Source organism: Streptomyces sp. NPDC016677 (genome assembly GCF_055562815.1).
The window spans coordinates 290514-316769 of the sequence record NZ_JBVHEO010000001.1 but is presented as its reverse complement, the minus strand read 5'-3'; the positions used below and the strand labels follow the sequence as shown (position 1 = coordinate 316769).

Here is a 26256-nt window from a genome sequence, read left to right as displayed (position 1 = left end):
AGGCCGTCGTGTAATCGATTCCAATCCTCCTCGTGTAATCGATTCCACGAGGAGGTGGAACGCGATGGCGAGCATCAAGGACGTCGCCGCCGAGGCCGGCGTCTCCGTCGCCACGGTGTCGCGGGTGCTCAACGGGCACCCGTCCGTCAGCGAGGGCGCGCGCGACCGGGTGCTGGCGGCCGTCGAGGCCCTCGGCTACCGGCCCAACGCCGTCGCCCGGTCCCTGCGCACCGACCAGACCCGCACGCTCGGCCTGGTCATCAGCGACGTACTGAACCCGTACTTCACCGAACTGGCCCGCTCCGTCGAGGAGGAGGCCCGCGCGCTCGGGTACAGCGTCATCATCGGCAACGCCGACGAGCGGCCCGAGTTGCAGGATCATCATGTGACGACGCTGCTGGACCGGCGGATCGACGGGCTGCTCGTGTCCCCGACCGACGGCGGCTCGCCCCGGATGCTGGAGGCGGCGCGGGCCGGGACGCCGATGGTGTTCGTGGACCGGTGGATACCGGGGGTCGACGTGCCCGTGGTGCGGTCGGACGGGCGGGCCGCCGTACGGGACCTGGTGGCGCATCTGCACGGGCTCGGGCACCGGCGGCTCGCCATCATCGCGGGTCCCGCGGCCACCACCACCGGACAGGAGCGGGTGGACGCCTTCCGGGAGGCGCTCGGCGCGTACGGGCTTCCGCTGCCCGGCCACTACATCGGGCAGGGCGACTTCCAGGCGGAGAGCGGGCGGCGGGTCACCGAGGGGTTCCTCGACCTGCCCGAGCCGCCCGACGTCGTCTTCGCCGCCGACAACCTGATGGCGCTCGGCGCCCTGGACGCCGTACGGGCGCGCGGTCTGCGGGTGCCCGAGGACATCGCGCTCGCCGCGTTCGACGACATCCGCTGGTTCGTGCACACCGATCCGCCGGTCACCGCGATCGCCCAGCCGACGGGGGAACTGGGGCGGGCCGCCGTGCGCGCGCTGGTCGACCGGGTCGAGGGGCGGGCCGGCGCGTCCGTGACCCTGCCCGCGCGGCTCGTCGTGCGGCGGTCGTGCGGCGAGCCCGGCCCCGGCCGGACCCCGAATTCCGTACGAAGGAGTACGACGTGAGCAGCCAGGACGTGCGGGACGACGAGTTGCTGCGCATCGAGGGCATCCGCAAGACCTTCCCCGGCGTGGTGGCGCTGGACGGTGTGGACTTCGATCTGCGCCGGGGCGAGGTGCATGTGCTGCTCGGTGAGAACGGCGCCGGCAAGAGCACCCTCATCAAGACGCTCTCCGGCGCGCACACGCCCGACGCCGGGCGGATTCTCGTCGGCGGCAAGGAGGTGCGGATCAACGGGGCGCAGGACAGCGAGCGGCTCGGGATCGCCACCATCTACCAGGAGTTCAACCTCGTTCCCGACCTGACCGTCGCCGAGAACATCTTCCTCGGGCGGCAGCCGCGGCGGCTCGGCATGATCGACCGGAAGCGGATGGACGCCGACGCCGCCGTGCTGCTGGAGCGGGTGGGGGTCGACGTGTCGCCGCGCACCCGGGTGCGTGAACTGGGGATCGCGCGGCTCCAGATGGTCGAGATCGCCAAGGCGCTGAGCCTCGACGCGCGGGTACTGATCATGGACGAGCCGACCGCCGTGCTCACCTCCGAGGAGGTGGAGAAGCTCTTCGCCATCGTGCGGCGGCTGCGGGCGGACGGGGTCGGGATCGTCTTCATCACCCACCACCTGGAGGAGATCGCCGCCCTCGGGGACCGGGTCACCGTCATCCGGGACGGTGCGAGCGTCGGGCAGGTGCCCGCCTCCACCGCCGAGGACGAACTCGTACGGCTCATGGTCGGGCGCTCCATCGAGCAGCAGTACCCGCGGGAGCGGGCGGCCGCCGGTGAGGCGCTGCTCAGGGTGGAAGGGCTCACCCGGGGCGGGGTGTTCCACGACGTGAGTTTCGAGGTGCGGGCCGGGGAGGTCGTCGGGATCGCGGGGCTGGTCGGGGCCGGGCGGACCGAGGTCGTACGGGCCGTCTTCGGGGCCGACCCCTATGACCGGGGCAGTGTCCTGGTCGGGGGCGCCCGGCTGCGGGGGCACGACGTCAACGCCGCGATGGCCGCCGGGATCGGGCTGGTGCCCGAGGACCGCAAGGGGCAGGGGCTGGTGCTCGACGCCTCCGTCGAGGAGAACCTCGGGCTGGTCACGCTCAGGTCCACCTCCCGCGCGGGGCTCGTCGATCTGAAGGGGCAGCGCGCCGCCGCGGCCCGGATCGCCGAGCAGCTCGGCGTGCGGATGGCGGGCCTCGGGCAGCGGGTGCGCACGCTCTCCGGCGGCAACCAGCAGAAAGTCGTCATCGGCAAGTGGCTGCTCGCCGACACCAAGGTGCTGATCCTCGACGAGCCGACGCGCGGGATCGACGTCGGCGCCAAGGTCGAGATCTACCAGCTGATCAACGAACTGACGGCCGCCGGCGCCGCCGTCCTGATGATCTCCAGTGACCTGCCCGAGGTGCTCGGCATGAGCGACCGGGTGCTGGTCATGGCGCAGGGCCGGATCGCCGGCGAACTCGCCGCCGGGGAGGCCACCCAGGACGCCGTGATGGCGCTCGCCGTCAGCAACCCGCAGAGCGCCCAGAGTGCTCAGAACGCTCAGAACACTCAGAACGCGCAGAACCATGGAACGGAGGCCGACGGTGGCCGCTGACACCCTCAAGAACACGTCCGGCGGCGGTCTGCGCCGGCTGCTGCTCGACAACGGCGCGCTGACCGCGCTGATCGTCCTCGTCGTCGCCATGTCGGCGCTGTCGGGGGACTTCCTGACGACGGACAACCTGCTCAACGTGGGAGTGCAGGCGGCCGTCACCGCCATCCTCGCCTTCGGTGTCACCTTCGTGATCGTCGCGGCCGGCATCGACCTGTCGGTCGGTTCGGTCGCCGCGCTGTCGGCCACCGTGCTGGCGTGGAGCGCCGCCGAGGGCGGGGTGCCGGTGCCGATAGCGGTGGTGCTGGCGGTCGCGACCGGCGTCGCGTGCGGACTCGTCAACGGTTTCCTCGTCTCGTACGGGAAACTCCCGCCGTTCATCGCGACGCTGGCCATGCTGTCGGTGGGGCGCGGGCTGTCGCTGGTCATCTCGCAGGGGTCGCCGATCCCGTTCCCGGACTCCGTCTCGCACCTCGGCGACACGCTCGGCGGCTGGCTGCCGGTGCCCGTGCTGGTGATGGTCGTGATGGGGCTGATCACGGCCTTCGTGCTGGGTCGGACGTACATCGGGCGGTCCATGTACGCCATCGGCGGCAACGAGGAGGCCGCGCGGCTGTCCGGGCTGCGGGTCAAGCGGCAGAAGCTCGCCATCTACGCCTTCTCCGGGCTGTTCGCCGCCGCGGCCGGCATCGTGCTGGCCTCCCGGCTCTCCTCCGCGCAGCCGCAGGCCGCGCAGGGGTACGAGCTGGACGCCATCGCGGCCGTGGTGATCGGCGGGGCCTCGCTGGCCGGCGGCACCGGCAAGGCGTCGGGGACGCTCATCGGCGCGCTGATCCTCGCGGTGCTGCGCAACGGGCTCAACCTGCTGTCGGTGTCGGCGTTCTGGCAGCAGGTCGTCATCGGTGTCGTCATCGCGCTGGCGGTACTGCTCGACACCGTGCGGCGCAAGGCGGGGGCGACCCCGGCGCCTGCGGGGGCCGGTACGCCCGGCGGCAAGGGCAGGCAGGCCGTCACCTATCTGATCGCGGCGGTCGTCGCGGTGGCCGTCGTCGGCGCGACCTCGCTGCTGCACGGCGGGTCCGACGCGGGCGGCAAGCGGAAGATCGGGCTGTCGCTGTCGACGCTGAACAACCCCTTCTTCGTACAGATCCGGGCGGGCGCCGAGGAGGAGGCCAAGAAACTGGGCGTCGAACTCACCGTCACCGACGCGCAGAACGACGCCTCGCAGCAGGCCAACCAGGTGCAGAACTTCACCAGTGAGGGGCTGTCGTCGGTCATCGTCAACCCCGTCGACTCCGACGCGGCCGGTCCCTCCGTGCGCTCGGCCGGCAAGGCCGGCATCCCCGTCGTCGCCGTGGACCGCGGCGTCAACAAGGCGGACACCGCCGCGCTGGTCGCCTCCGACAACGTCGAGGGCGGCGCGCTGGGCGCGAAGGCGCTGGCCGAGAAGCTCGGCGGCGAGGGCACCATTGTCATCCTCCAGGGGCAGGCCGGCACCTCCGCCAGCCGGGAGCGCGGCGCCGGGTTCGCCGAGGGACTGAAGGCGTACCCGGGCATCAAGGTGGTCGCCGAGCAGCCCGCCGACTTCGACCGCACCAAGGGGCTGGACGTGATGACGAACCTGCTCCAGGCCCACCCCGACATCAAGGGTGTCTTCGCGGAGAACGACGAGATGGCGCTCGGCGCGATCAAGGCGCTGGGCGCGAAGGCCGGGACGTCGGTGCAGGTCGTCGGGTTCGACGGCACGCCGGACGGGCTGAAGGCGGTCCAGGACGGCACGCTGTACGCGTCGGTGGCGCAGCAGCCCAGGCAGCTCGGCCGGATCGCCGTGGACAACGCGCTGCGGGCGGCCGAGGGGAAGAAGACCGAGGAGACGGTCAAGGTGCCGGTGAAGGTGGTCACCGAGGAGAATGTGGCCGGCTTCGACGGCTGACGGCTGACGGCTGACCGACGGCGGCACAGGCTCACGGACGCGGACGCGGATGCGGGGAGATGGACCATGTACGACTACGACCTGCTGGTCGTGGGGTCGGCCAACGCCGACCTGGTGATCGGTGTCGAGCGGCGGCCGGGGCCCGGGGAGACGGTGCTCGGCTCCGACCTGGCCGTCCACCCGGGCGGCAAGGGTGCCAACCAGGCGGTGGCCGCCGCCCGGCTCGGGGCCCGTACGGCCCTGCTGGCCAAGGTCGGTGACGACGGGCACGGCCGGCTGCTGCTGGACGCGCAGCGGGCGGCCGGCGTCGACACGGTGGGCGTCCTGGTGGGCGACGTGCCGACCGGCGTCGCGCTGATCACCGTGGACCCGTCCGGGGACAACAGCATCGTCGTCTCGCCGGGCGCCAACGGCCGGCTCACCCCGGGTGACGTGCGGGCCGCCAACAGTCTCTTCCACGCCTCCCGGGTGGTCTCGGTGATGCTGGAGATCCCACTGGAGACGGTGGTGGAGGTGGTGCGGAGTCTGACGCCGGACAGCCGTTTCGTCCTCAACCCGTCGCCGCCGCGCCCGCTGCCGCGCGAGGTGCTGGACGCCTGCGACCCGCTGATCGTCAACGAGCACGAGGCGAAGGTGATCCTGGGAGCCGCCTGTGTGAGCGACGACCCCGAGGACTGGGCCCGCATCCTGCTGGCGAAGGGGCCGCGCTCGGTGGTGGTGACCCTGGGGGCGAAGGGCGCGCTGGTGGCCTCGAAGGAGGGCGTGGCGCGGGTGCCGTCGGTGGCGGTGGACGTCGTGGACACCACGGGCGCGGGCGACGCGTTCACCGCGGCGCTGGCCTGCCGGCTCGGCGCGGGCGCCCCGCTGGCCGAGGCGGCGGCGTACGCGGCCCGGGTCGGCGCGGCGGCCGTGACCAGGGCGGGGGCGCAGGAGTCGTACCCGACCGCCGAGGAGGTGGCGGCGCTGTGAAGAAGGCCGGGATCCTCAACCGGCATCTCGCCGGCGCGCTGGCCGAGCTGGGCCACGGCGACGGCGTGCTGGTGTGCGACGCGGGGATGCCGGTCCCCGACGGGCCGCGCGTCGTCGACCTGGCGTTCCGGGCCGGGGTGCCGTCCTTCGCCGAGGTGCTGGACGGGCTGCTGGCGGAGCTGGTGGTGGAGGGCGCCACGGGGGCGCAGGAGGTACGGGCGGCCAACCCCGAGGCGGCCCGGCTCCTGGACACGCTGCCCGCCCTCGCGCTCGTCCCGCACGAACGGCTGAAGGAGCTGTCCGCGGGGGCCCGGCTGGTGGTGCGGACCGGGGAGGCGCGGCCGTACGCCAATGTGCTGCTGCGCTGCGGGGTCTTCTTCTGACCCTGACCCGCCTGCCCCGAGCGACACTTCGGGGGCCCGGTTCACCGACCGGGCCCCCTCGCGTCTCCCCTCCCTCAGGACTCCGCGATCCCCCCAGATCTCCCCCTGCGGGTGTCCTGACGCCTTGTACGACACACCGGGTGGGCGGAGGGTTGCACGGGGACACGAAGATTTTCCCGCGGCGGTGCGCGGGGGCACGGGCCGTCAGAGCGCGTGCTGCGCGAACCGCCGGGCCGTCTCCGCCAGCACCTCCCGGCCGTCGCGGGCCCACAGCCCCTCGTTGAACAGTTCCACCTCGATGGGGCCGGTGTACCCGGCCGCCTCGACGTGGCCCTTCCACTCCCGCATGTCGACCGAGCCGTCCCCGAGCTGGCCGCGGCCGTTGAGGACGCCCTCGGGCAGCGGGGTGGTCCAGTCGGCGAGCTGGAAGGTGTGGACACGGCCGCCCGCGCCCGCCCGCGCGATCTGCTCGGGCGCCCGGTCGTCCCACCAGATGTGGTACGTGTCCACCGTGACGCCGACCTGGTGGGCGGGGAAGCGTTCGGCGAGGTCCAGGGCCTGGGCGAGGGTGGAGACCACGCAGCGGTCGGCCGCGTACATCGGGTGCAGCGGCTCGATGGCGAGGCGGACGCCGTGCTCCTCGGCGTAGGGGCCGAGTTCGGCGAGGGCGTCCGCGATGCGCTCGCGGGCGGCGGTGAGGTCCTTGTCGCCGGGCGGCAGGCCGCCGGAGACGAGCACCAGGGTGTCGGTGCCGAGGGCGGCGGCCTCGTCGACGGCGCGGCGGTTGTCGGCCAGGGCGGCCCGCCGGGCGTCCGGGTCGGTCGCGGTGAGGAAGCCGCCGCGGCACAGGGTGGTGACGCGCAGGCCCGCGTCCCGGACCAGCTTGGCGGCGGCCTCGACGCCGTACTCCTGGACCGGTTCGCGCCACAGGCCGACGTTGCCGACGCCCAGGTCGCGGCAGGCGGCGGTCAGTTCGGGCAGCGTGAGCTGCCTGACGGTCATCTGGTTGATGGAGAAGCGGGAGAGGTCGTCGCTCACTGGGTGACTCCGTACAGGGAGAGCAGGGTCCGCATCCGTTCCTCGGCCGGCTTCGGGTCGGGGAACAGGCCGATCCCGTCGGCGAGTTCGTAGGCGCGGGCGAGATGGGGCAGGGAGCGGGCCGACTGGAGGCCGCCGACCATGGTGAAGTGCGACTGGTGGCCGGCCAGCCAGGCCAGGAACACCACGCCCGTCTTGTAGTAGCGGGTCGGGGCCTGGAAGAGGTGGCGGGAGAGGTCGACGGTCGGGTCGAGCAGGGCGCGGAAGCCGTCCGTGTCCCCGGTGTCCAGGACGTGGACCGCCTCGGCCGCCAGCGGTCCCAGCGGGTCGAAGATGCCGAGCAGGGCGTGGCTGAAGCCCTGGTCGTCGCCGGCGATCAGCTCGGGGTAATGGAAGTCGTCGCCGGTGTAGCAGCGCACGCCCTGCGGGAGGCGGCGGCGCAGGTCGATCTCGCGCTGGGCGTCGAGGAGGGAGACCTTGATGCCGTCGACCTTGTCGGGGTGGGCGGCGATGACCTCCAGGAAGGTGCCGGTCGCCGTGTCGAGGTCGGACGAGCCCCAGTAGCCCTCCAGGGCCGGGTCGAACATCGGGCCGAGCCAGTGCAGGATCACCGGTTCGGCGGCCTGGCGGAGCAGGTGGCCGTAGACCTCCAGATAGTCCTCCGGGCCCCGCGCCGTCGCGGCCAGGGCGCGGGAGGCCATCAGGATGGCCTGGGCGCCCGCTTCCTCGGTGACGGCGAGCTGCTCCTCGTAGGCGGCCCGGATGTCCGCCAGGGTCCCGGAGGTGAGCTGGTCGGTGCCGACGCCGCAGGCGATCCGGCCGCCGCACGCCTTCGCCTCGGCGGCGGAGCGGCGGATCAGTTCGGCGGCGCCCGCCCAGTCCAGGCCCATGCCGCGCTGGGCGGTGTCCATCGCCTCGGCGACGCCGAGCCCGTGGGACCACAGGTGGCGGCGGAAGGCGAGGGTGGCGTCCCAGTCGACGGCGGCGGGGCCGTCGGGCGTGGTGTCGGCGTACGGGTCGGCGACGACGTGCGCGGCCGAGAAGACCGTACGGGAGGTGAAAGCGCTTCCCGGCGTCGTCCGCGCGGCCGGCCCGGTGCGGGGCGTGTAGGCGCGCAGGGTGCCGTCGGCCTGCGGGAGGTGGAGGGTCACAGCGCGATCTCCGGTACGTCCAGGCGGCGGCCCTCGGCGGAGGACTTCAGGCCCAGCTCGGCGAGCTGGACGCCGCGGGCGCCGGCCAGCAGGTCCCAGTGGTAGGGGGCGTCGGCGTACACGTGGCGCAGGAACAGCTCCCACTGCGCCTTGAAGCCGTTGTCGAACTCTCCGTTGTCGGGGACCTCCTGCCACTGGTCACGGAAGGCGTAGGTGGCGGGGATGTCGGGGTTCCAGACCGGCTTGGGGGTGGCGGAGCGGTGCTGGACGCGGCAGTCGCGCAGGCCGGCGACGGCCGAGCCCTCGGTGCCGTCGACCTGGAACTCGACCAGTTCGTCGCGGTTGACGCGGACCGCCCAGGAGGAGTTGATCTGCGCGATGGCGCCGCCGTCGAGTTCGAAGACGCCGTAGGCGGCGTCGTCGGCGGTGGCGTCGTAGGGCTTGCCGTTCTCGTCCCAGCGCTGCGGGATGTGGGTGGCGGTGAGCGCCTGGACGGACGTCACCCGGCCGAACAGCTCGTGCAGGACGTACTCCCAGTGCGGGAACATGTCGACGACGATGCCGCCGCCGTCCTCCGCGCGGTAGTTCCAGGACGGGCGCTGGGCCTCCTGCCAGTCGCCCTCGAAGACCCAGTAGCCGAACTCGCCGCGCACCGAGAGGATCCGGCCGAAGAAGCCGCCGTCGATGAGGCGCTTGAGCTTGAGCAGGCCCGGGAGGAACAGCTTGTCCTGGACGACGCCGTGCTTGACGCCGGCCGCCCGGGCCAGGCGGGCCAGTTCCAGGGCGCCGTCGAGGCCGGTGGCGGTGGGCTTCTCGGTGTAGACGTGCTTGCCGGCGGCGATCGCCTTCCTGATCGCCTCCTCGCGGGCCGAGGTCACCTGCGCGTCGAAGTAGATGTCGACGCTGTCGTCGGCGAGGACGGCGTCCAGGTCCGTGGAGACGTGCTCCAGGCCGTGCCGTTCGGCCAGCGCCGTGAGCGCGTGCTCGCGGCGGCCGACCAGGACCGGCTCCGGCCACAGCGTGGTGCCGTCGCCCAGGTCGAGGCCGCCCTGTTCGCGCAGGGCCAGGATGGAGCGGACGAGGTGCTGGCGGTAGCCCATGCGCCCGGTCACACCGTTCATGGCGATACGCACCGTCTTGCGTGTCACGTCATTCCCTTCGTACGCGGTTCGCGCGCCGCTTCCGCCGGGACGGGCGTGATAGCAAGCGCTTTCTATCTGATACGAAGCTAGCCTGTGGACGGTGGTCCGGACAAGACCACGGCCGGGCGAGTGTGGGGGACGCGCCCGCCGGGTCTCCGGGCGCGACGATGCGGAGGACGAGGACATGACGGTGACCCTGGCGGACGTGGCGGCCCGCGCGCAGGTCTCCCCCGCGACGGTGTCGCGCGTGCTGAACGGGAACTATCCCGTCGCCGCGTCCACCCGGGAGCGGGTGCTCAAGGCGGTCGACGAACTGGACTACGTACTGAACGGTCCCGCGAGCGCGCTCGCCGCCGCCACCTCCGACCTGGTCGGCATCCTGGTGAACGACATCGCCGACCCGTTCTTCGGGATCATGGCGAGCGCGATCCAGTCCGAGATCGGCGGGCCGGGCGGCCGGGCGGGCGGCGAGCGGCTCGCCGTGGTCTGCAACACCGGCGGCTCCCCGGAGCGCGAGCTGACCTACCTCACGCTGCTGCAACGGCAGCGGGCGGCGGCCGTGGTGCTGACCGGCGGGGCGGTGGAGGACGCGCCGCACCAGGCGGCGGTGGCGGCGAAGCTGCGCAGGCTCGCGGAGGCGGGGACCCGGGTGGTGCTGTGCGGACGCCCGCCGGCGCCGGACACCGGGGCGATCGCGCTGACCTTCGACAACCGGGGCGGGGGACGGGAGCTGACCGAGCACCTGATCGGGCTCGGCCACCGGCGCGTCGGCTACATCGCGGGCCCCGTGGAACGGACGACCACCCGGCACCGGCTGGAGGGCCACCGGGCCGCGCTCGCCGCGCACGGCATCGCGGAGGACCCGCGCTGGACGGTCCACGGACGCTATGACCGCCGGTCCGGTTACGAGGCCACGCTGGAGCTGCTGCGCAGGGACCCGTCCCTGACCGCGGTGGTCGCCGCGAACGACTCCGTCGCGCTGGGCGCGTGCGCGGCACTGCGGGAGTCGGGGCTGCGCATCCCGGCGGACGTGTCGGTGGCGGGCTTCGACGACCTGCCGTTCAGTATCGACGCGGTGCCCGCGCTGACGACGGTGCGGCTGCCGCTGGCGGAGGCGGGGGCGCGGGCCGGGCGCATCGCGATGGGGCGCGAGGAGGCGCCGCCCGGGGGGATCGCCACGGTGCGGGGGGAGCTGATGGTCCGGGGGTCCACCGGACGGCCTCGGGGGTGACGTGACGTGGGGGCGGCGCGGGTGACGCGCTGTCGACACGGGTGATCTGCCGTCGGCGGGAGTGGCTCGCCGTCCGCCCGGGTGGAGCGCCGTCCGCCGGGTGACGCGCTGGTGGTCTGCCGTCCGCCGGGTCATCGCCCGCCGGGGAGGTGTGCCGTCGGCGCGAGTGGCCTGTCGTGTCGAAGCGGGGTCCGGGGCGGCGGCTGCGGGATCGGTCGGTGACCCTCGGGCAGCGCGTACCGATGCGTGCCGCACCGATGAGTTCCGTACGCTCCGTCGGTCTGTCTGACCGTACCCACCCGGCACGACCCTTCCAGGAACGGACCCCATGCGTATCGTGATCAGCGAGTTCATCAGTCTCGACGGCGTCGTGCAGGCGCCCGGCGGGCCGGAGGAGGACACCGACGGCGGGTTCGCGCACGGCGGCTGGTCGGGGCCGTACTTCGACCCGGAGGTGGTCGGCGGGGCGTTCGACGCGGCGCTGGCGGACGCGGAGGCGCTGCTGTACGGGCGGCGGACCTGGGAGGTGATGGCGAGGGCGTGGCCCGCGCAGGCCGGGGACCCCTTCGCCGACCGGCTCAACGCCCTGCCGAAGTACGTCGTCTCCGACCGCCTCACCGACGCCGACATGACCTGGAACACCACCCGCGTCCCCGGCACCGGAGCCCTCCCCCGCCTGCGCGCGCTGCGCTCGGGAGCCGGCGGCGGGCTGCTGGTGATGGGCAGTCCCTCGCTCGTCCGGCTGCTGCTGGGCGAGGGCCTGGTCGACGAACTGCGGCTCATCGTGATGCCCGTGATCCTGGGCGGCGGCAAGTCGATCTTCCCGCGCGACGGCGCGCTGCGGGGCTTCGAGCTGGTCTCCACGACCGCCGCGCCCACCGGCGCCCAGGTCTGCGTCTACCGCGCGGCCACCGGGACCTGACCGCGGCCCCGCCGGACGCGGGGTGCCCCGGCCGCGGCCCGGCCGGCGAGGACGTGCGTACGCGACACCGGAGTGAGGCGCGCCGCAGCGGGTACTGTCCAAGGTCATGAAACTGGCGTTCTCCACCCTCGGCGTCCCCGGAATGCCCGTGACCGACGTGCTGCGGCTCGCCACCGAGCACGGCTGGCACGGGGTCGAACTGCGCGCCCACCCCGAGGAACCGGTGCATCCCGGCCTGTCCCCCGCCGAACGCGCCGCGGTCGCGGCCGAGTTCGAGGCGGCCGGCGTCGAGATCCTCTGTACGGCGGGCTACGTGCGGGTCGCGGCCCCCGGCGACGACGCCCCCGTCCTCGCGGAGCTCCGCGCCCTCCTCGGCCTCGCCCGCGACCTGGGCGCCCCGTACGTGCGGGTCTTCCCCGGCGGCGGCACCGGGCAGAGCCCCGAGGAGGCGGACGCGACGGCCGCCCGGCGGCTGGGCACGGCCGCCGAGTACGCCACCGAGGCCGGGGTGCGGATCCTCCTGGAGACCCACGACTCGCACCGCACGGGCGCCGACGCGATCCGCGTCCTCGGCCTGGTCGGGCACCGCCGGGCCGGTGCGCTGTGGGACGTGATGCACACCTGGCTGGGCGGTGAGCAGCCGGCGGAGTCCTACGCCGCGCTCTCCCCGCACCTCGGCTACGTACAGGTCAAGGACATCGCCTCGGCGGACGACACCACGCCGCTGCCGCTCGGTCAGGGCGTGCTGCCGCTCTCCGACTGCGTGGACCTGCTGTCCCGGCACGGCTGGGACGGCTGGCTGTGCTGGGAGTACGAGAAGCGGTGGTACGAGGACGCCGCCCCGCTGCCCGGGATCCTGGGCGCGGGACGGCGGCATCTGGCCCGGCTGCTCAACGAGTCGGCCTGAACCGGGCGGGCTGTGCGGTCAGCCGGTCCGCGGGGCCGGGAAGGACCGGGGCTGACCGGTCTGCCGGGTCCGCAGCGGGCGGCCGTTGCTGATCACGTACGTGGTGACGGGGGGCTCCGGCGTCCGGGGCGGCGGCGCGGGCGCGGGCGCGGGACGGCGGGGTTCCCGGCGGGTGTCGTACCGGGCGCCGGCGGGGGCGGCCGGAGCGGGGGTCCGGGCCGGGGCGGAAGCGGTGGCGGGGGCCGGCGCGGCCGGCGCGGGGGCGTCCGTCGGCGCGTCGGGCGTCCCGCCCGTCCCGGTCTTCCGGTCCGGCTCGGCCTGCTGCCGGGGCTCGGGGCGTACGCGGTGGCGCGGTGCGCGGCGCCTGGGCGGCCGGGTCAGGGTGATCTGGCGTACCAGCTGCTGGAAACAGGCGAGGGAGGCCAGGCCGGGCAGGGCGGCGGCGGCCACGTCGACGACGGTGCCGGGCGCCTGGAGCACGCACAGGAAGACCGCGATGAGCGAGAACCCCAGGACGACGCACCAGGCGTGCAGGGCCCGGCGCTGGTGCAGCGCCGCCCGCAGGACGGAGAGCGACGCCACCAGCCAGGGGCCGAAGACCAGCAGGGGCCACCAGGCGACCACGCCGGACTCCAGCCGGGTCACGGCGACGACCCGGAGCGGGTCGTAGGCCACGATGCCGCTCAGCAGGCTCACCGCGGAGGCGATGACGGTGGCGAGCGCGGCGGTGACGTAACTGACGGCCTCGACCCCACGGGGGCCGCGGGGCGGACGGGGCGGACGGGCCCGGCGGTGGCTGCGGCCGGGCCGGGTCTCCTTCAGCGCGGGCAGTTCCTCCGTGATGTCCCGCAGGTTCCCCAGCGGGCTGCCCGGTGCCGGGGCGGCGGCCGGTGTCTCGTCGAGGCCGTCGTGACCGTCGAGACCGTCGAGGCCGTCCCGCCGCCGGTCCGGGTGCGGTGGCCCGCCGGGAAGCTGTTCCTCCAGGGCGTCCTGGAGCATGACGGCCAGTTCCTCGTCCCAGGCCATGTCCGGTACGAGGGGTTCCGCGTCGTCGACGGGAGCGCGGTGCCGGCCGTGGCCCGCCTCGTCGTACACGCCGGTGGTCCGGTTCGGGTAAGGATTCGGATAAGAAGCCGCGTAAGGTCCCGGGAATCCGCGGCCGTAAACGAGTTCGTCGTCATACACGATAAATAGGGCCCGATCATTCAGCTCGCGACAGTACTGGCCATTCTTTGATCGCGCCCAAGCGGCGGGTGAAATCGTCCTGCAGCTCACCCAGCACGTCCAGGAAATCCCGCAGAATCGGCTCCGTCTCCCTGAGGGGCACAGGGAATCCGCCTTTCGACAGAGCACCGTTCGGCGCGGCTGTGCACCCAGTCACCTTGCTCATGTTCCGACTAACGCCGGGTCACTCCGCTGGATGCGCGGCACACGAGTGAACAATTAGCCGGACAAGTCATTTATTCGCAGCGTGCCGACGGAACGAAAAGAGGCTTTGTTTCATAGTCGTACCGCCGCGCTGTCCGCGACCTTCCGGGCCGGCCGATCGCGCCACTCGGGCCACTCCGCCGCCGTGATCGAGTAGACGGCGGAGTCCCGGTTCGGCCTCGGCGTCCAGGGCGTCCTGCGTCCGCCAGGACCGGGGCTCCCAGTAGGCCGTGGCGCCGACGGCCCGGCCGGGGGCGCGGGAGATCTGGGCGTAGGGGGCGAGGCGCCCGGACTCGGCGCGGGCGAGCTGCGTGTCGAGGCAGGCGTCGACCTCGTCGGCCCTCGTCGGCCCTCGGCACCCAGGCGCAGCCGTAGCCGGAGCGGTCCTCCTCGGCCGCCTCGGCGAGGTCAGCCGCGTGCCGCCGGGCCGGCGGCTCCAGCCGTACCAGCGTGCCGTCGAGGGCCGGCGCCCGCGTCATGAAGGTCACCGGCCGCGTTGTCCCCACCGCCGACGGGACCGTCGAACGGCTTTCCGGCCGGCCGGCGCCGGGACGGCAACGAGGTCAGTGCCACCCCGCCCACCAGCAGCGCCGCCGCGCACCAGCGGGCCGGGGAGACCGGCTCGCCCAGGAACAGCGCCGCCGACGACATCCCGAAGACCGGCACCAGCAGCGAGAACGGCGCGACCGCCGAGGCCGGGTGACGGCGCAGCAGCCAGCCCCACGCGCCGAAGCCGAAGACGGTGGTGACCCAGGCGACGTAGACCACCGTGCCCGCGCCCCGCCAGTCCAGCGCGCGCAGGGCGGCCCAGTCGGCGGAGGGGCCCTCGGTGAGCAGGGACAGGGCGAGCAGGGGCAGTACCGGGACGGTGCTCACCCACGCCATGAAGTTCAGCGAGTCGGGCGGGGACGCCTTGCGGGTCAGGACGTTGGACACGCCCCAGCAGGCCGCCGCCGCGATCACCAGGGCGAAGGCGCCCAGCGGGCCGGAGGTGCCCTCGTCCCAGGCCGCGACGCCGATGCCGGCCAGGGCCACCGCCATGCCCGCCGCCCGCACGCGTGTGGGCCGCTCCCCCAGGACCGCCCCGGCGATCACGGCCGTGAACACCGCCTGGATCTGGAGCACCAGGGAGGACAGCCCGGCCGGCATGCCCGCGTCCATGCCCACGAACAGCAGGCCGAACTTGGCCACGCCCAGCACCAGCCCCACCGCCACGATCCACTTCCACGCCACCTTGGGGCGGCCCACGAGGAACACCGCGGGGAGTGCGGCGACCAGGAAGCGCAGGGCGGAGAAGAGCAGCGGCGGGAAGTGGGCGAGGCCGATCTCTATGACGGTGAAGTTGACGCCCCATACGGCGGCGACGAGGACGGCGAGGAAGAGGTGGGACGGTCGCATACGCCGAGGATGACCGGCGAGGACCGTGAAGCACCAGCGATGAATACTGCATGGTTGGATGAAGCGACTCTGATGAAAGGGGCGGGCCTGTGCTCGATCTCCAGCGGCTGCGCGCCCTGCACGCGGTCTCGGTGCACGGCACGGTCGGCGCCGCCGCCACCGCGCTGGGCTACACGCCGTCCGCCGTCTCCCAGCAGATCGCCAAGCTGGAGCGGGAGACCCGGACGGTGCTCCTCGAACGGGAGGGGCGAGGCGTACGGCTCACCGCCGAGGCGCGTCGACTGGCCGACACCGCACGCGAGTTGATGGCCATCGTGGAGCGGGCCGAGACGGAACTGGAGGAGCGGCGGGGGCGGCCGGCCGGGCGGCTGGCCATCGCCGCGTTCGCGTCGGCGGCGCGCGGGCTGCTGCCCGGCGTCCTGGCGGAGCTGGCCCGGGAGCACCCCGCGCTGGACGCCCGCCTGACCGAGGTCGACCCGCATCTGTCGGTGGGGCTGGTGGCCAAGGGGGCGGTCGACCTGGTGGTGGCGCACGACTGGGACATCGCGCCGCTGCCCGCGCCGGCCGGGGTGGAGCAGGCGGTCATCGGGGACGACCTGTGCGATCTGCTCGTCCCCGAGGGGCATCCCTTCGCCGGGCGGGACGCGGTACGGCGGGAGGAGCTGGGCGGCGAGCGGTGGATCTGCCAGCCGCCGGGCCGGGTCTGCCACGACTGGCTGGTGCGGACGCTGCGCGCCGCCGGGCACGAGCCCGACCTCGTGCACCAGGCCGACGAGAACCCGACGCTGGTCGCGCTGGTCGCCGCCGGGCTCGGCGTCGCGCTCATCCCCCGCCTCGGGCGCGGGCCGCTGCCCGCCGGGGTGGTGGAGGTGCCGCTCGACCCGATGCCGGTACGGCGGCTGTACGCGCTGTGGCGGACGGGGGCGGCCCGGCGTCCGGCGATCGCGGAGACGGTACGGGCGCTGCGCGCGCACTGGCCGGCGGTCTCGGCCCACGCGCGGGACTGACCCCGCCGGCGTCGGCCGCGGGTCGGGCCGCCGACGCCGGGCGGGCCCCGCCCCCTGCCCCTTCGGAGCGGTCCGACGCGCCGGACCCGAGGTGTCGCCCGGAACGGATGACACATAAGGCCGAAGTGTCATCGGGTTTCCGCGTGTACGTCCCCCTCGGCGGCCGGAGCGGTCCGGGCCCGTCGGCCCCCTCGTGCACACCGGCACCAACCCGGCCCGGACGGGAACCCGGGGCCGGGCCCGCCCGTCCAATGCCCGCGTTGCCGGACGAGTCTCCGTGGTGCGGTGTCGGCCCTCGCTGCTGGCTGCGATCGCTGACCCACCCTCTCCGCCGCACCCCGGCCGGCACCGCGCCGCCGCCGGCGCCCTCCCTCCCAGCGCCGGCGGCGGCCCCGCCCCGCCGCGCCCGTGCGCTCCCTTGACCGGCGGAAACTTCCCGGATATTGCTGACTTCCCGGAAGTTTCCGTCAGCCGTCCCCGGTCCGCAAAGGAGCGCACGTGCCCGACAGCAGCACGGAAAGCGCCGCACAGTCCGCCGCACAGCCCTCCAGACGCACCCTCCTCGCCGCCGGCGCCGGCGTCACCGCGGCCCTCGCGGCCGCCGGCCCCGCGTCCGCGCGGACCGCCGTACCCGACGGCGACGGGCTCCGCGCCCTCGTCGCCCGGATGTCCCTGGCGGAGAAGGTCGGCCAGCTCTTCGTCTCCCGGGTCTACGGCCACTCCGCCACCGCCCCCGACCAGGCCGACATCGACGCCAACCTGAAGGAACTGGGCGTGCGCACCGCCGCCGAACTGGTCGCCAGGTACCGGGTCGGCGGCGTCCTCTACTTCACCTGGGCGCACAACACCCGCGACCCGCACCAGATCGCCGAGCTGTCCGACGGCATCCAGCGGGCCTCCCTGGAGCTGGAACGCGGGCTGCCCGTGCTCGTCTCCACCGACCAGGAGCACGGCGCGGTGGCCCGGGTGGGAGCGCCGGCCACGCTCTTCCCGGGGGCGATGGCGATCGGGGCCGGCGGTTCGCGGTCCGACGCCCGCACCCTGGGCCGGATCGCCGGCGCCGAGCTGCGCGCGATGGGCATCCGGCAGGACTACGCGCCCGTCGCCGACGTCAACGTCGACCCGGCCAACCCGGTGATCGGCGTCCGCTCCTTCGGTTCGGGACCGGAGGCGGTGGCCCGGCTGGTCGCCGCCGAGGTCGCCGGGTACCAGGGGTCGGGCGTCGCCGCCTGCGCCAAGCACTTCCCGGGGCACGGGGACACCTCCGTCGACAGCCACACCGGCTTCCCGGTCATCACGCACAGCCGCGAGGAGTGGGAGAAGCTGGACGCGCCGCCGTTCCGGGCCGCCATCGCGGCCGGCATCGACGCGATCATGACCGCTCACCTCATGGTCCCGGCGCTCGACGACTCCGGTGACCCGGCGACCCTCTCCCGCCCGATCCTCACCGGCCTGCTCCGCGACGAGCTGGGCTACGACGGGGTCGTCGTCACCGACTCCCTCGCCATGGAGGGCGTACGGACCAAGTACGGCGACGCGCGGGTGCCGGTGCTGGCGCTGAAGGCGGGCGTCGACCAGCTCCTCAACCCGCCCGACCTGGACCTGGCCTGGAACGCGGTGCTGACCGCCGTACGGGAGGGGGAACTCACCGAGGCACGGCTCGAAGAATCGGTCCTGCGCGTGCTGCGGCTGAAACGGAAGCTGGGGCTGTTCCGGGACCCGTACACCTCGCGGCGGGAGGTGGACCGCACGGTCGGGGTCCGCGCGCACCGCGCGGCGGCCGACCGGATCGCCGAGCGGACGACCACCCTGCTGGTCAACGAGGGGGAGCTGCTGCCGCTGGAGCGGCGCCGCACCCCGAGGCTCCTGGTCGTCGGCGCGGACCCGGCCTCCCCCACGGGCACGACCGGCCCGCCGACCGGCGTGCTCGCGGACGCGCTCACCGGACTGGGCTTCACGGCAACCGCCCTGTCCACCGGCACCTCCCCGTCCGCGGCCGTCGTCGCGCGGGCGGTCGCGGCGGCCGGGGACGCCGACGCGGTGGTCGCCGTCACCTACAACGTCACCGCGGGCAGCCGGCAGGCGGTCCTGGTGCGGGAGGTGGCGGCGGCCGGGAAGCCGGTGGCGGTGGTCGCCGTCCGCAACCCGTACGACGTCGCCCATCTGCCCGGCGCGGCGGCCGTGCTGGCCGCCTACGGCTGGACCGACGTCGAGGTGCGCGCGGCGGCCCGGGTCCTCGCCGGGCGGGTACGGCCCCGGGGCAGGCTGCCGGTGCCGGTGCCACGGGCGGACGACCCGACGGCGGTGCTCCTGCCGGCCGGGCACGGGCTGTCGTACCGGGCGTAGCGCGTGCTGTCGTACCGGGCGTAGCGCGCGTACGACACGCGCCGGTCGCGGGCCCCGCACGCGGCGCAATACACCCCCGCGCGTCTGGCGTGCGCCCGCCGCGGCGGGTCACGCTGGACGGTGGTCCCGGAGAACGCGGGGCCGTACGGGGGGAATGCGGGGGCGGCGATGCGTCGGAGTGGGTCCGCGGGGGCGCCGGTGACGCTCTCCGCGCTGTGCGCCGTGCTGCTGAGCGCCGTGCTGCTGAGCGCCTGCCAGAGCACGCCCGGCGCGACGACCGCGGCGGACGGGCGGCTGGGCGGCGGCACGGCGGGGGCCGCGACGACGGTCCGGCCGTCCGGGTACGGGGCGGTGTTCCTCGCGGTCGACGAGTGCAGTTCGTTCGGCACGACCAGCTTCACCGAGGTGGCGTGCGCCAGTGAGCGGGCGGCGGCGCGGGTCGTGGCCCGGCACGACGGCCGGGAGGAGGGCGGTCCGCCGTGCCCGGCGACCACCGACTTCGTGCTGCACATCAGCGAGCAGCGGCCCTCCTCCGACGAGGACGGCGACGGGGCGGTGCCCCGGGGCTACGCCTGCATGCGCAACCTCCAGCCGCCGCACCCCGGCGATCCCGGCGGCGGGGGCGGCCCGCGCACTATCGTCGGGGACTGCGTCTACGAGGCCGGCGGCGACGAGGTCCGGGAGACCGCCTGCGCCGGCACGGGCGAGCGGGCCCCGCAGTACAAGGTGGTCGACGCGGTGACCGAACGGTCCCGCTGCCCCGCCGCGACGGCGCTGTACGTCCGTCTCGGCGGGGAGCGTCCGGTGGGCTGCGCCCGGCCGGTGTGAGCCGTGCCGCCCTACCGCGTCACGGGCGCAGTGCGGGCTCGCGTTCGACGTCCCGGCGGTCGAGGCGGGCGTCGAACGTCGCCAGCGGCTTCGCCACCGACGGGTCGGCCCGCACGGACGCCGGGGCGACACCGGCCCAGTCGAGGATGCGGGCCGTGGCCGCCGCCTTCTCCCCGGCGACCAGCCCGGCGACGTTGGCGCCGTGGTTCATGCCGGGGGCCGTGTAGACGTACGAGTCACGCGCGCCGCGGCCCAGCCGGAACGGCTCGGCACCCCACGGGTCGTTCTCGCCGTACACGAACAGCATCTGGTCGGCGTTGCGCTTCACCCACGCGTCCACGTCGTCCATCACGAACGGCTGGAACCGCATCGGGATGTCCCGCGGCACGAAGTTGCGCGGCGGCTGGTAGCCGTAGCGGATGTACTTCTTCTCGATGTGCGGGAAGTGGATGGTGGGCGCGCCGAGCTGGGTGCCCGCCTGGTAGTAGTACGGCGTGTACGGGGCCAGGCCCTGGTCGGTGTAGAAGGAGAAGCCGGAGATCGTGTCGACGGAGGTCCAGATCTCGTCGTCGGTGGCGTTCGCCGCGTCCGCCGGGATGTCCGCGCAGTCGGCGAGGGTGCTGTACTGCCAGAATCCCCAGACGTAGTCCAGGACGACCGCCTCGTAGGCCCGGTCCAGGCTGCCGATGGTGTCGAAGGTGTAGCCGTTCTCGGCGGCGTACGCCTCGTACTTCTCCTCCAGCGGGGCCCGGCGCACCAGTGCCTCGCGCTGTACGCCGTTCAGCCGGGCCCGGCACTCCGCCGTGCCGACCGTCTCGAAGAACCGGTCGTACGCCGAATCCTCGCCGTTCACCACGTCGTTGGGGGCGACGTAGGCGACGACGCCGTCCATGTCGCGCGGGTAGAAACGCTCGTAGTAGGTGGCGGTCATGCCGCCCTTGGAGCCGCCCGTGGAGATCCAGTTCCGGGAGTAGATCTTCTTCAGGGCCTTGAAGACGCGGTGCTGGTCGCTGGCGGCCTGCCAGATGTCCAGCTTCGACCAGTCGGCCGGCTCGGGCCGGGACGGGGTGAAGTAGCGGTACTCCATGGAGACCTGGTTGCCGTCCACGATCTGGGTCGGCTCGCGGCGGCTGGGCGTGGTGGAGACGCTGTAGCCGCCGGTGTAGAAGACCGTCGGACGGGCGGTGTCCTTGTGCAGCACGGTGATCCGCTGCTGGAAGGTGCCCCGGGACGGACGCCGGTGGTCGACCGGCTGGGTGTAGTTCAGGACGAAGAAGCGGTAACCGGGGTACGGCTTCTCCTCGATCAGGCTCATCCCCGGTACGGAGAGAAGCCGGTCCTTGATGTCGGCGGAGGCCGTGGCTCCCGGCTGGGCGGCGGCCGCCTGGGCCGTGCTGACGGTGCCTATGAGCACCGCCAGCGCCAGCAGCCATCTGAGCGCCTTGCGCATGCACCCTCCCCTGGGTAACTGACGTCCGCCGGAAGCTAGCAGAAGCCTGTGTGTCAGCACAGGATCCAGCCCGAGCTGACCGACTTGGACCCCACCTTGCCCTTCACCCACACACAGCGCTGCCCGGCGTACACCGTCACGGGCCCGGCCCGGTAGGCGTACCGCCCCTCGTCGACGACCGGCCGGCCGCCGCGCGCCCGCAGGCTCACCGACATCGCGCGCTTGGTGCCGGGTTTCTTCGGGAGGGTGACGGCGCAGACATATCCGCCGCGCTTGTAGACGACGGCGGAGCCGGTGGCGAACGGGAGCGTGCGGACCTTGCGGCCCGGACAGGAGGCCGCCGCCCGGGCCTCCTGCGGTGCGGCGACGGTGAGCAGCCCGGCCGCGGTCAGTACCGCCGTGCCGAGCGCCAGCCGTCTGCGTATACCAGGGCCCTTGCCCATGGCCGTCCCCTCTGTACGACTCTGTACGACTCTGTGCGACCTTCTACGACTCCGTATGACCCTCACTGACGTACGGGTGTACGACGTTCAGGCGACCCCGACCGGTTCCTCCGGCTCGGCGGCGCCGACGAAGGCCCGCCACAGCCGGGCGTACCGCCCGCCGCGGGCGAGGAGTTCCTCGTGGGTGCCGTCCTCGGCGACCCGGCCGCCGTCCATCACCACGACCCGGTCGGCGCGGGCGGCCGTGGTCAGCCGGTGGGCGACGACGAGGGTCGTGCGCCGTCCGGCGATCCGGTCGGCGGCCTGGTCGACCTGGGCCTCGGTGGCCAGGTCGAGGGCGGCGGTCGCCTCGTCGAGGAGCAGGATGTCGGGGTCGACGAGTTCGGCGCGGGCCAGCGCGATCAGCTGACGCTGCCCGGCGGAGAGGTTGCGGCCGCGTTCGGCGACCTCGTGGAGGTAGCCGCCGTCGAGGGTGGCGATCATCTCGTGGGCGCCGACCGCGCGGGCCGCCGCCTCCACCTCGGCGTCGGTGGCGTCGGGACGGCCGTAGGCGATGGCGTCCCGGACGGTGCCCGGGAAGAGGTACGCCTCCTGCGGGACGACGCCGAGGCGGTGCCGGTAGGCGGCCAGGTCGAGGGCGCGCAGGTCGTGCCCGTCGACGGTGACCCGTCCTTCGGTCGGGTCGTAGAACCGGGCGACCAGCTTGACCAGCGTCGACTTGCCGGCGCCGGTCTCGCCGACGAAGGCGACGGTCTGCCCGGCCGGGATGCGCAGGTCCACGCCGCTGATGGCCTCTTCCTCCGCGCCGTACGCGAAGCGCACCCCCTCGAAGGCGATCTCGCCCCGCAGGGACGGCACGTCCAGAGGCTGCTCGGCGGCCTTCGTCGAGGTCGGGACGCGCAGCAGTTCCTGGATGCGGCCGAGCGAGACCGACGCCTGCTGGTAGCCGTCGAAGACCTGGGAGAGCTGCTGCACGGGCGCGAAGAACAGGTCGATGTAGAGCAGGTACGCCACCAGCGCGCCGGTGGTCAGGGTCGCGTCGTCGATCCGTCCGCCGCCGACGACGAGCACGGCCGCCGCGGCGGCCGACGCCAGCAGCTGGACGAACGGGAAGTAGACGGAGATCAGCAACTGCCCCCGCACCCGCGCCTGACGATAGCTGCGGCTGCGCTCGGCGAACCGCCGCCCGCCGTCCCGCTCCCGCCCGAACGCCTGCACGATCCGCAGCCCCGCCACCGTCTCCTGCAGATCGGCGTTGACCACCGAGACCCGCTCGCGGGCCAGCTCGTACGCCTTCACACTCGCCCGGCGGAAGAAGTACGTGCCGACGACCAGCAGGGGCAGGGTCGCGAAGACGACGAGGGCGAGCTGGAGGTCGAGTGCCAGCAGCACGACCATGATGCCGAAGAAGGTGACGACGGACACGAACGCCGTGACCAGCCCCGTCTGGAGGAACGTCGACAGCGCGTCCACGTCCGTCGTCATCCGGGTCATGATCCGCCCGGTCAGCTCACGCTCGTAGTAGTCGAGGCCGAGGCGCTGGAGCTGGGCGAAGATCTTCAGGCGCAGCGCGTACAGGACCCGCTCCCCCGTCCGTCCGGTCATCCGGATCTCGGCGCTCTGCGCGCACCACTGCGCCAGCACGGCGAGCAGGCCGAGCAGCGAGGCGGCCCAGACCGCGCCGAGGGCGAGCCGGGTGACGCCGTCGTCGATGCCGTGCCGGATGAGGACCGGCAGCAGCAGGCCCATGCCGGCGTCGACGGCGACCAGGGCGAGGCTGACCAGGAGGGGGCGGCCGAAGCCGCGCAGCAGGCGGCGCAGCCCGTAGGACTCCTCGGGCCGCACCGCCTGCTTCTCGTCGATGTCCGGGGTGCCGGTGGCGGGCGGGAGCGCCTCGACCTGGGCGAGCAGTTCGGGGGTGGCCGGGGTGCCGGCGAGGGCGGCGTCGCGCGGCTCGCGCTCCCCCGTCCACAGGCGGGGGGTGATGCCGCGTTCGGCGTCGAACTCGGCGTCCAGTTCGTCCCGTACGGAGGTGTCCTCGACCGGCCCGGCGGCGCGGACGGTGTGGCCGGGAGAGACGGCGCCCAGCTCGTCGGGGTCGGTCAGCAGCCGCCGGTAGAGGGCGCAGCGCTCCTGGAGCTCCTCGTGGGTGCCGATGTCGGCGAGGCGGCCGGCGTCGAGGACGGCGATGCGGTCGGCGAGGTTCAGGGTGGAGCGGCGGTGCGCGATCAGCAGCGTGGTCCGGCCGCGCATCGCCTCCCGCAGCGCCTCGTGGATCTCGTGCTCCACGCGGGCGTCGACGGCGGAGGTGGCGTCGTCCAGGACCAGCAGCCGGGGGTCGGTGAGCAGCGCGCGGGCGAGCGCGACGCGCTGGCGCTGGCCGCCGGAGAGGGTCAGGCCGTGTTCGCCGACGGTGGTGTCGTACCCGTCGGGCAGCTCCCGGATGAACCCGTCGGCCTGCGCGGCGCGGGCCGCGGCCTCGACCTCCTCGTCGGTCGCGTCGGGGCGGCCGTAGGCGATGTTGGCGCGGACGGTGTCGGAGAAGAGGAACGAGTCCTCCGGGACCGGCGCGATCGCGGCCCGCAGCGACCGCAGGGTCAGCTCGCGCACGTCGTGCCCGCCGACGAGGACGGCGCCGCGGGTCACGTCGTAGAAGCGCGGCAGGAGGAGGGAGACGGTGGACTTGCCGGAGCCGGAGGCGCCGACGACGGCGAGGGTCTCGCCGGCCCGGATCTCGAAGGAGAGCCCGTCGAGCACGGGCCGCTCCGGGGCATACCCGAAGGACACGCCGTCGAACTCGACGGTCGCCGGCGCGTCGGCCGGCAGCTCCAGGGTGCCGTCCTCGATCACCGGCTCGGTGTCGATCAGCTCCAGCACGCGTTCGGTGCCGGCGCGGGCCTGCTGGGCGACGGTGAGGACCATCGCGAGCATCCGGACCGGGCCGACGAGCTGGGCGAGGTAGGTGGAGAAGGCGACGAAGGTGCCCAGCGTGATGTGCCCGTGCACGGCCAGCCAGCCGCCGAGGGCCAGCATGGCGACCTGGCCGAGGGCGGGCACCGCCTGGAGGGCCGGGGTGTAGGCGGCGTTCAGCCGGACGGTCCGCAGCCGCGCCGCGAACAGCTTCCGCCCGATCCGCCGCAGCTTCCCGGTCTCCTGCTCCTCCTGCCCGAACCCCTTCACCACGCGTACGCCGCTGACGGCGCCGTCGACCACGCCCGCGACGGCCGCCGCCTGGGCCTGCGCGTACCAGGTGGCCGGGTGCAGCCGGGAGCGGCTGCGGCGGGCGATGAACCACAGCGCCGGCGCCACCGCGAGCGCGACCAGGGTGAGCGGCGGCGACAGCCACGCCATGATCACCAGGGAGATCAGGAACAGCAGCACGTTCCCGATGGTCATCGGCAGCATGAACAGCAGGCTCTGGATCAGCTGGAGGTCACTGGTCGCCCGCCCGACCACCTGCCCGGTGGACAGCTCGTCCTGCCGCCGCCCGTCCAGCCGGGTGATGGCGTCGTACATGTCCGTCCGCAGGTCGTGCTGGACGTCCAGGGCGAGCCGCCCGCCGTAGTAGCGCCGCAGGAAGGTCAGCCCGTAGACGACGACCGCCGCGCCGACCAGCAGCCCGGCCCAGGTGGCCATGGACCTGCTCTTGTCCCCGATGACGTCATCGATGATCACCTTGGTGATCAGCGGGACCAGTGCCATGACGGCCATGCCGCCCAGTGAGGCACCGAGGGCCAGCACGACGTCCTTGGGGTAGCGCCAGGCATAGCCCGCCAGTCGTCGTGCCCATCCCCGTCGCGCGTCCACGCCGTGCCTTCCGGTTGTCCTGATCTGCCGGAAGGCACCAACGCGGACCGGGCGGGATTTCATCCCGCCGTAACAATTCCGTGCCGGTCAGGCCCGCACGCGCAGCCGGTAGAAGCGGGTGGTCTGGGTGGCGTTCTGGTTGTCGTCGCTGACCAGGAGCACGTCGAGACGGCCCTTGGTGCGGCCGGTGACCGCCATGCCCTCGATGTTGTCGAGGAGCGGGTTGGGCTGGGGCTGCTTGGCGGTGGCGCCGAGGGAGGGGCAGGCGGCGATGTCGGCCAGCAGGGTCTTCCTCACCGTCCGCAGGCCGCGCTGCCCGGCGGTCAGCGTCTCGGTCCCGCCGACGTCCGTGGCGCGGCGCGCGTCCGCCAGGTAGAGGCGGACGGTGTTGCCGACCCCGGAGGTGAAGCCGCGCTCCAGCACCAGCAGCCGCCCGTCCGGCACCGCGGTCACCTCGGGCACGCCGAGACCGGCGTCGGCCTGGTAGGCGTACTGCGCGCCCAGCCGGAAACCGCCGTCCTTCTTCCGCTGCCAGGTCTGGACCCGGACCAGCCTCGTGTCGTCACCGGAGAGGGCGTACTCCATCGACGCGACCAGGGTCCGGCCGTCGGGCAGCAGGGTGAGGGCCTCGAACGTCCCGTTGGACTGCCCCCGCCCCGCCGGCGTCGTGCGCAGCGCGTCCGGCACGGGGAGGGTGTCGAGGATCTCGCCGGTACGGGAGTAGCGGCGGATCGACGGCTCCGTCTCGGAGGAGACGAGGTACGTGCCGTCCCTGTCGACGACGAGTCCCTCGCTGTCCAGCGCGGCGCCGCTCTCGTCCGCGAGCGCGACGACGGACTCCGGCCGGAGGGTGTCCGCGTCCAGCCGGAAGAGGGAGGAACGGTCGGACAGCGCGGCGACCGTGCCGTGGCGGTCGGTGGCCAGCGCGGAGAAGTTGCCGACGTAGGTGCCCTCGTAGGTCGTCTTGTCGAGGGCGTCGGAGAAGCCTGTGAGGGACACGGAGGACGAGCAGGCGTTGCGTGCCGCGACGCCGGACGCCGCGGGTGATGCGGCCGCGGGTCCGGCGGCCGTGAGACAGGTGGCGGCGGCCAGGCCGGCGGTGACGGTGGCGAGCGCGGTGCGCAGAGTCTTCGAGTGCATGGCGGCACGGTACGGCGATCGGGCGACGTCGGGTGATCGGGTGACGTCGGGTGTGCGCGA

At 73.8% G+C, this 26256-nt stretch carries 21 protein-coding genes and 1 pseudogene; 11 read left to right on the top strand and 11 right to left on the bottom strand.

The genetic code is table 11. The features are described 5' to 3' along the window. Positions 1-64: 64 nt before the first annotated feature. From ACZ3IG_RS01385 to rbsD, 5 genes are all read left to right on the top strand, one after another. On the top strand, positions 65-1099 hold the full coding sequence (locus ACZ3IG_RS01385) for a LacI family DNA-binding transcriptional regulator (protein ID WP_467427914.1): 1035 nt from the start codon (positions 65-67) through the stop codon (positions 1097-1099). Next, positions 1096-2676 (top strand): sugar ABC transporter ATP-binding protein, encoded by a 1581-nt coding sequence (locus ACZ3IG_RS01380; RefSeq protein ID WP_467427911.1) that lies wholly within the window; start codon positions 1096-1098, stop codon positions 2674-2676. The genes ACZ3IG_RS01385 and ACZ3IG_RS01380 overlap by 4 nt, the downstream gene beginning before the upstream one ends. Next, positions 2666-4606 carry an ABC transporter permease/substrate-binding protein gene (locus tag ACZ3IG_RS01375; protein WP_467427910.1) on the top strand — a complete coding sequence of 647 codons (1941 nt, stop codon included), beginning with the start codon at positions 2666-2668 and terminating at the stop codon, positions 4604-4606. Before ACZ3IG_RS01380 ends, ACZ3IG_RS01375 begins: the two co-directional genes overlap by 11 nt. A 66-nt stretch (positions 4607-4672) precedes the next feature. Then, the gene (locus ACZ3IG_RS01370; protein WP_467427908.1) at positions 4673-5575 is read left to right on the top strand and encodes a ribokinase; all 903 of its coding nucleotides are present in this window, start codon (positions 4673-4675) and stop codon (positions 5573-5575) included. After that, complete coding sequence (gene rbsD, locus ACZ3IG_RS01365; protein ID WP_467427907.1) at positions 5572-5958, top strand: D-ribose pyranase; 387 nt, start codon at positions 5572-5574, stop codon at positions 5956-5958. Before ACZ3IG_RS01370 ends, rbsD begins: the two co-directional genes overlap by 4 nt. A 204-nt stretch (positions 5959-6162) precedes the next feature. Here rbsD and ACZ3IG_RS01360 read toward each other — a convergent pair whose 3' ends face one another. From ACZ3IG_RS01360 to ACZ3IG_RS01350, 3 genes are read right to left on the bottom strand one after another with little or no spacing between them, the layout of a single operon-like run. Then, the gene (locus tag ACZ3IG_RS01360; protein ID WP_467429148.1) at positions 6163-6960 is read right to left on the bottom strand and encodes a sugar phosphate isomerase/epimerase family protein; all 798 of its coding nucleotides are present in this window, start codon (positions 6958-6960) and stop codon (positions 6163-6165) included. Between the two features lie 32 nt (positions 6961-6992). Next, positions 6993-8147 carry a dihydrodipicolinate synthase family protein gene (locus ACZ3IG_RS01355; protein WP_467427905.1) on the bottom strand — a complete coding sequence of 385 codons (1155 nt, stop codon included), beginning with the start codon at positions 8145-8147 and terminating at the stop codon, positions 6993-6995. After that, complete coding sequence (locus ACZ3IG_RS01350; protein ID WP_467427903.1) at positions 8144-9295, bottom strand: Gfo/Idh/MocA family protein; 1152 nt, start codon at positions 9293-9295, stop codon at positions 8144-8146. The genes ACZ3IG_RS01355 and ACZ3IG_RS01350 overlap by 4 nt, the downstream gene beginning before the upstream one ends. A 178-nt stretch (positions 9296-9473) precedes the next feature. Here ACZ3IG_RS01350 and ACZ3IG_RS01345 point away from each other — a divergent pair, with 178 nt between their 5' ends. The 3 genes from ACZ3IG_RS01345 (at position 9474) to ACZ3IG_RS01335 (ending at position 12349) form a co-directional block, all read left to right on the top strand. Then, positions 9474-10520: a LacI family DNA-binding transcriptional regulator gene (locus ACZ3IG_RS01345; RefSeq protein WP_467427901.1), complete on the top strand. Its 1047-nt coding sequence runs from the start codon at positions 9474-9476 to the stop codon at positions 10518-10520. A 328-nt stretch (positions 10521-10848) separates the two neighbouring features. Continuing rightward, positions 10849-11442 (top strand): dihydrofolate reductase family protein, encoded by a 594-nt coding sequence (locus ACZ3IG_RS01340; RefSeq protein WP_467427900.1) that lies wholly within the window; start codon positions 10849-10851, stop codon positions 11440-11442. 106 nt (positions 11443-11548) lie between these two features. Then, positions 11549-12349, top strand: a complete 801-nt coding sequence (locus ACZ3IG_RS01335; protein ID WP_467427898.1) for a sugar phosphate isomerase/epimerase family protein — start codon at positions 11549-11551, stop codon at positions 12347-12349. A gap of 18 nt (positions 12350-12367) precedes the next feature. Here ACZ3IG_RS01335 and ACZ3IG_RS01330 read toward each other — a convergent pair whose 3' ends face one another. The 4 genes and pseudogenes from ACZ3IG_RS01330 to ACZ3IG_RS01315 form a co-directional block, all read right to left on the bottom strand. Continuing rightward, the gene (locus ACZ3IG_RS01330) at positions 12368-13444 is read right to left on the bottom strand and encodes a DUF2637 domain-containing protein (RefSeq protein ID WP_467427897.1); all 1077 of its coding nucleotides are present in this window, start codon (positions 13442-13444) and stop codon (positions 12368-12370) included. Between the two features lie 106 nt (positions 13445-13550). Then, positions 13551-13739, bottom strand: coding sequence for a hypothetical protein (locus ACZ3IG_RS01325; RefSeq protein WP_467427896.1), 189 nt, complete (start codon positions 13737-13739; stop codon positions 13551-13553). A 219-nt stretch (positions 13740-13958) separates the two neighbouring features. Continuing rightward, positions 13959-14256: pseudogene (locus ACZ3IG_RS01320) on the bottom strand (GNAT family N-acetyltransferase); the annotation flags it as partial. Then, positions 14186-15175 carry an EamA family transporter gene (locus ACZ3IG_RS01315; RefSeq protein ID WP_467427895.1) on the bottom strand — a complete coding sequence of 330 codons (990 nt, stop codon included), beginning with the start codon at positions 15173-15175 and terminating at the stop codon, positions 14186-14188. The pseudogene ACZ3IG_RS01320 and the gene ACZ3IG_RS01315, both read right to left, overlap by 71 nt. A gap of 89 nt (positions 15176-15264) precedes the next feature. On the opposite strand from ACZ3IG_RS01315, the gene ACZ3IG_RS01310 reads away from it, so the two are divergent. From ACZ3IG_RS01310 to ACZ3IG_RS01300, 3 genes are all read left to right on the top strand, one after another. Then, positions 15265-16182, top strand: a complete 918-nt coding sequence (locus ACZ3IG_RS01310) for a LysR family transcriptional regulator (protein ID WP_467427893.1) — start codon at positions 15265-15267, stop codon at positions 16180-16182. Between the two features lie 498 nt (positions 16183-16680). Then, positions 16681-18528: a glycoside hydrolase family 3 protein gene (locus ACZ3IG_RS01305; RefSeq protein WP_467427890.1), complete on the top strand. Its 1848-nt coding sequence runs from the start codon at positions 16681-16683 to the stop codon at positions 18526-18528. 168 nt (positions 18529-18696) lie between these two features. Further along, positions 18697-19356, top strand: a complete 660-nt coding sequence (locus ACZ3IG_RS01300; RefSeq protein ID WP_467427888.1) for a hypothetical protein — start codon at positions 18697-18699, stop codon at positions 19354-19356. Positions 19357-19375: 19 nt separating this feature from the next. Here the strand turns inward: ACZ3IG_RS01300 and ACZ3IG_RS01295 are convergent, their stop codons facing one another. The 4 genes from ACZ3IG_RS01295 to ACZ3IG_RS01280 form a co-directional block, all read right to left on the bottom strand. Continuing rightward, positions 19376-20806 (bottom strand): S28 family serine protease, encoded by a 1431-nt coding sequence (locus ACZ3IG_RS01295; RefSeq protein ID WP_467427886.1) that lies wholly within the window; start codon positions 20804-20806, stop codon positions 19376-19378. Between the two features lie 53 nt (positions 20807-20859). Beyond that, a complete protein-coding gene (locus tag ACZ3IG_RS01290; RefSeq protein ID WP_467427885.1) occupies positions 20860-21249 on the bottom strand; it encodes a hypothetical protein in 390 nt (129 codons plus the stop codon). 87 nt (positions 21250-21336) lie between these two features. After that, a complete protein-coding gene (locus ACZ3IG_RS01285; protein WP_467427884.1) occupies positions 21337-25056 on the bottom strand; it encodes an ABC transporter ATP-binding protein in 3720 nt (1239 codons plus the stop codon). Positions 25057-25143: 87 nt separating this feature from the next. Then, positions 25144-26196 carry an esterase-like activity of phytase family protein gene (locus tag ACZ3IG_RS01280; protein ID WP_467427882.1) on the bottom strand — a complete coding sequence of 351 codons (1053 nt, stop codon included), beginning with the start codon at positions 26194-26196 and terminating at the stop codon, positions 25144-25146. Positions 26197-26256: the final 60 nt, after the last annotated feature.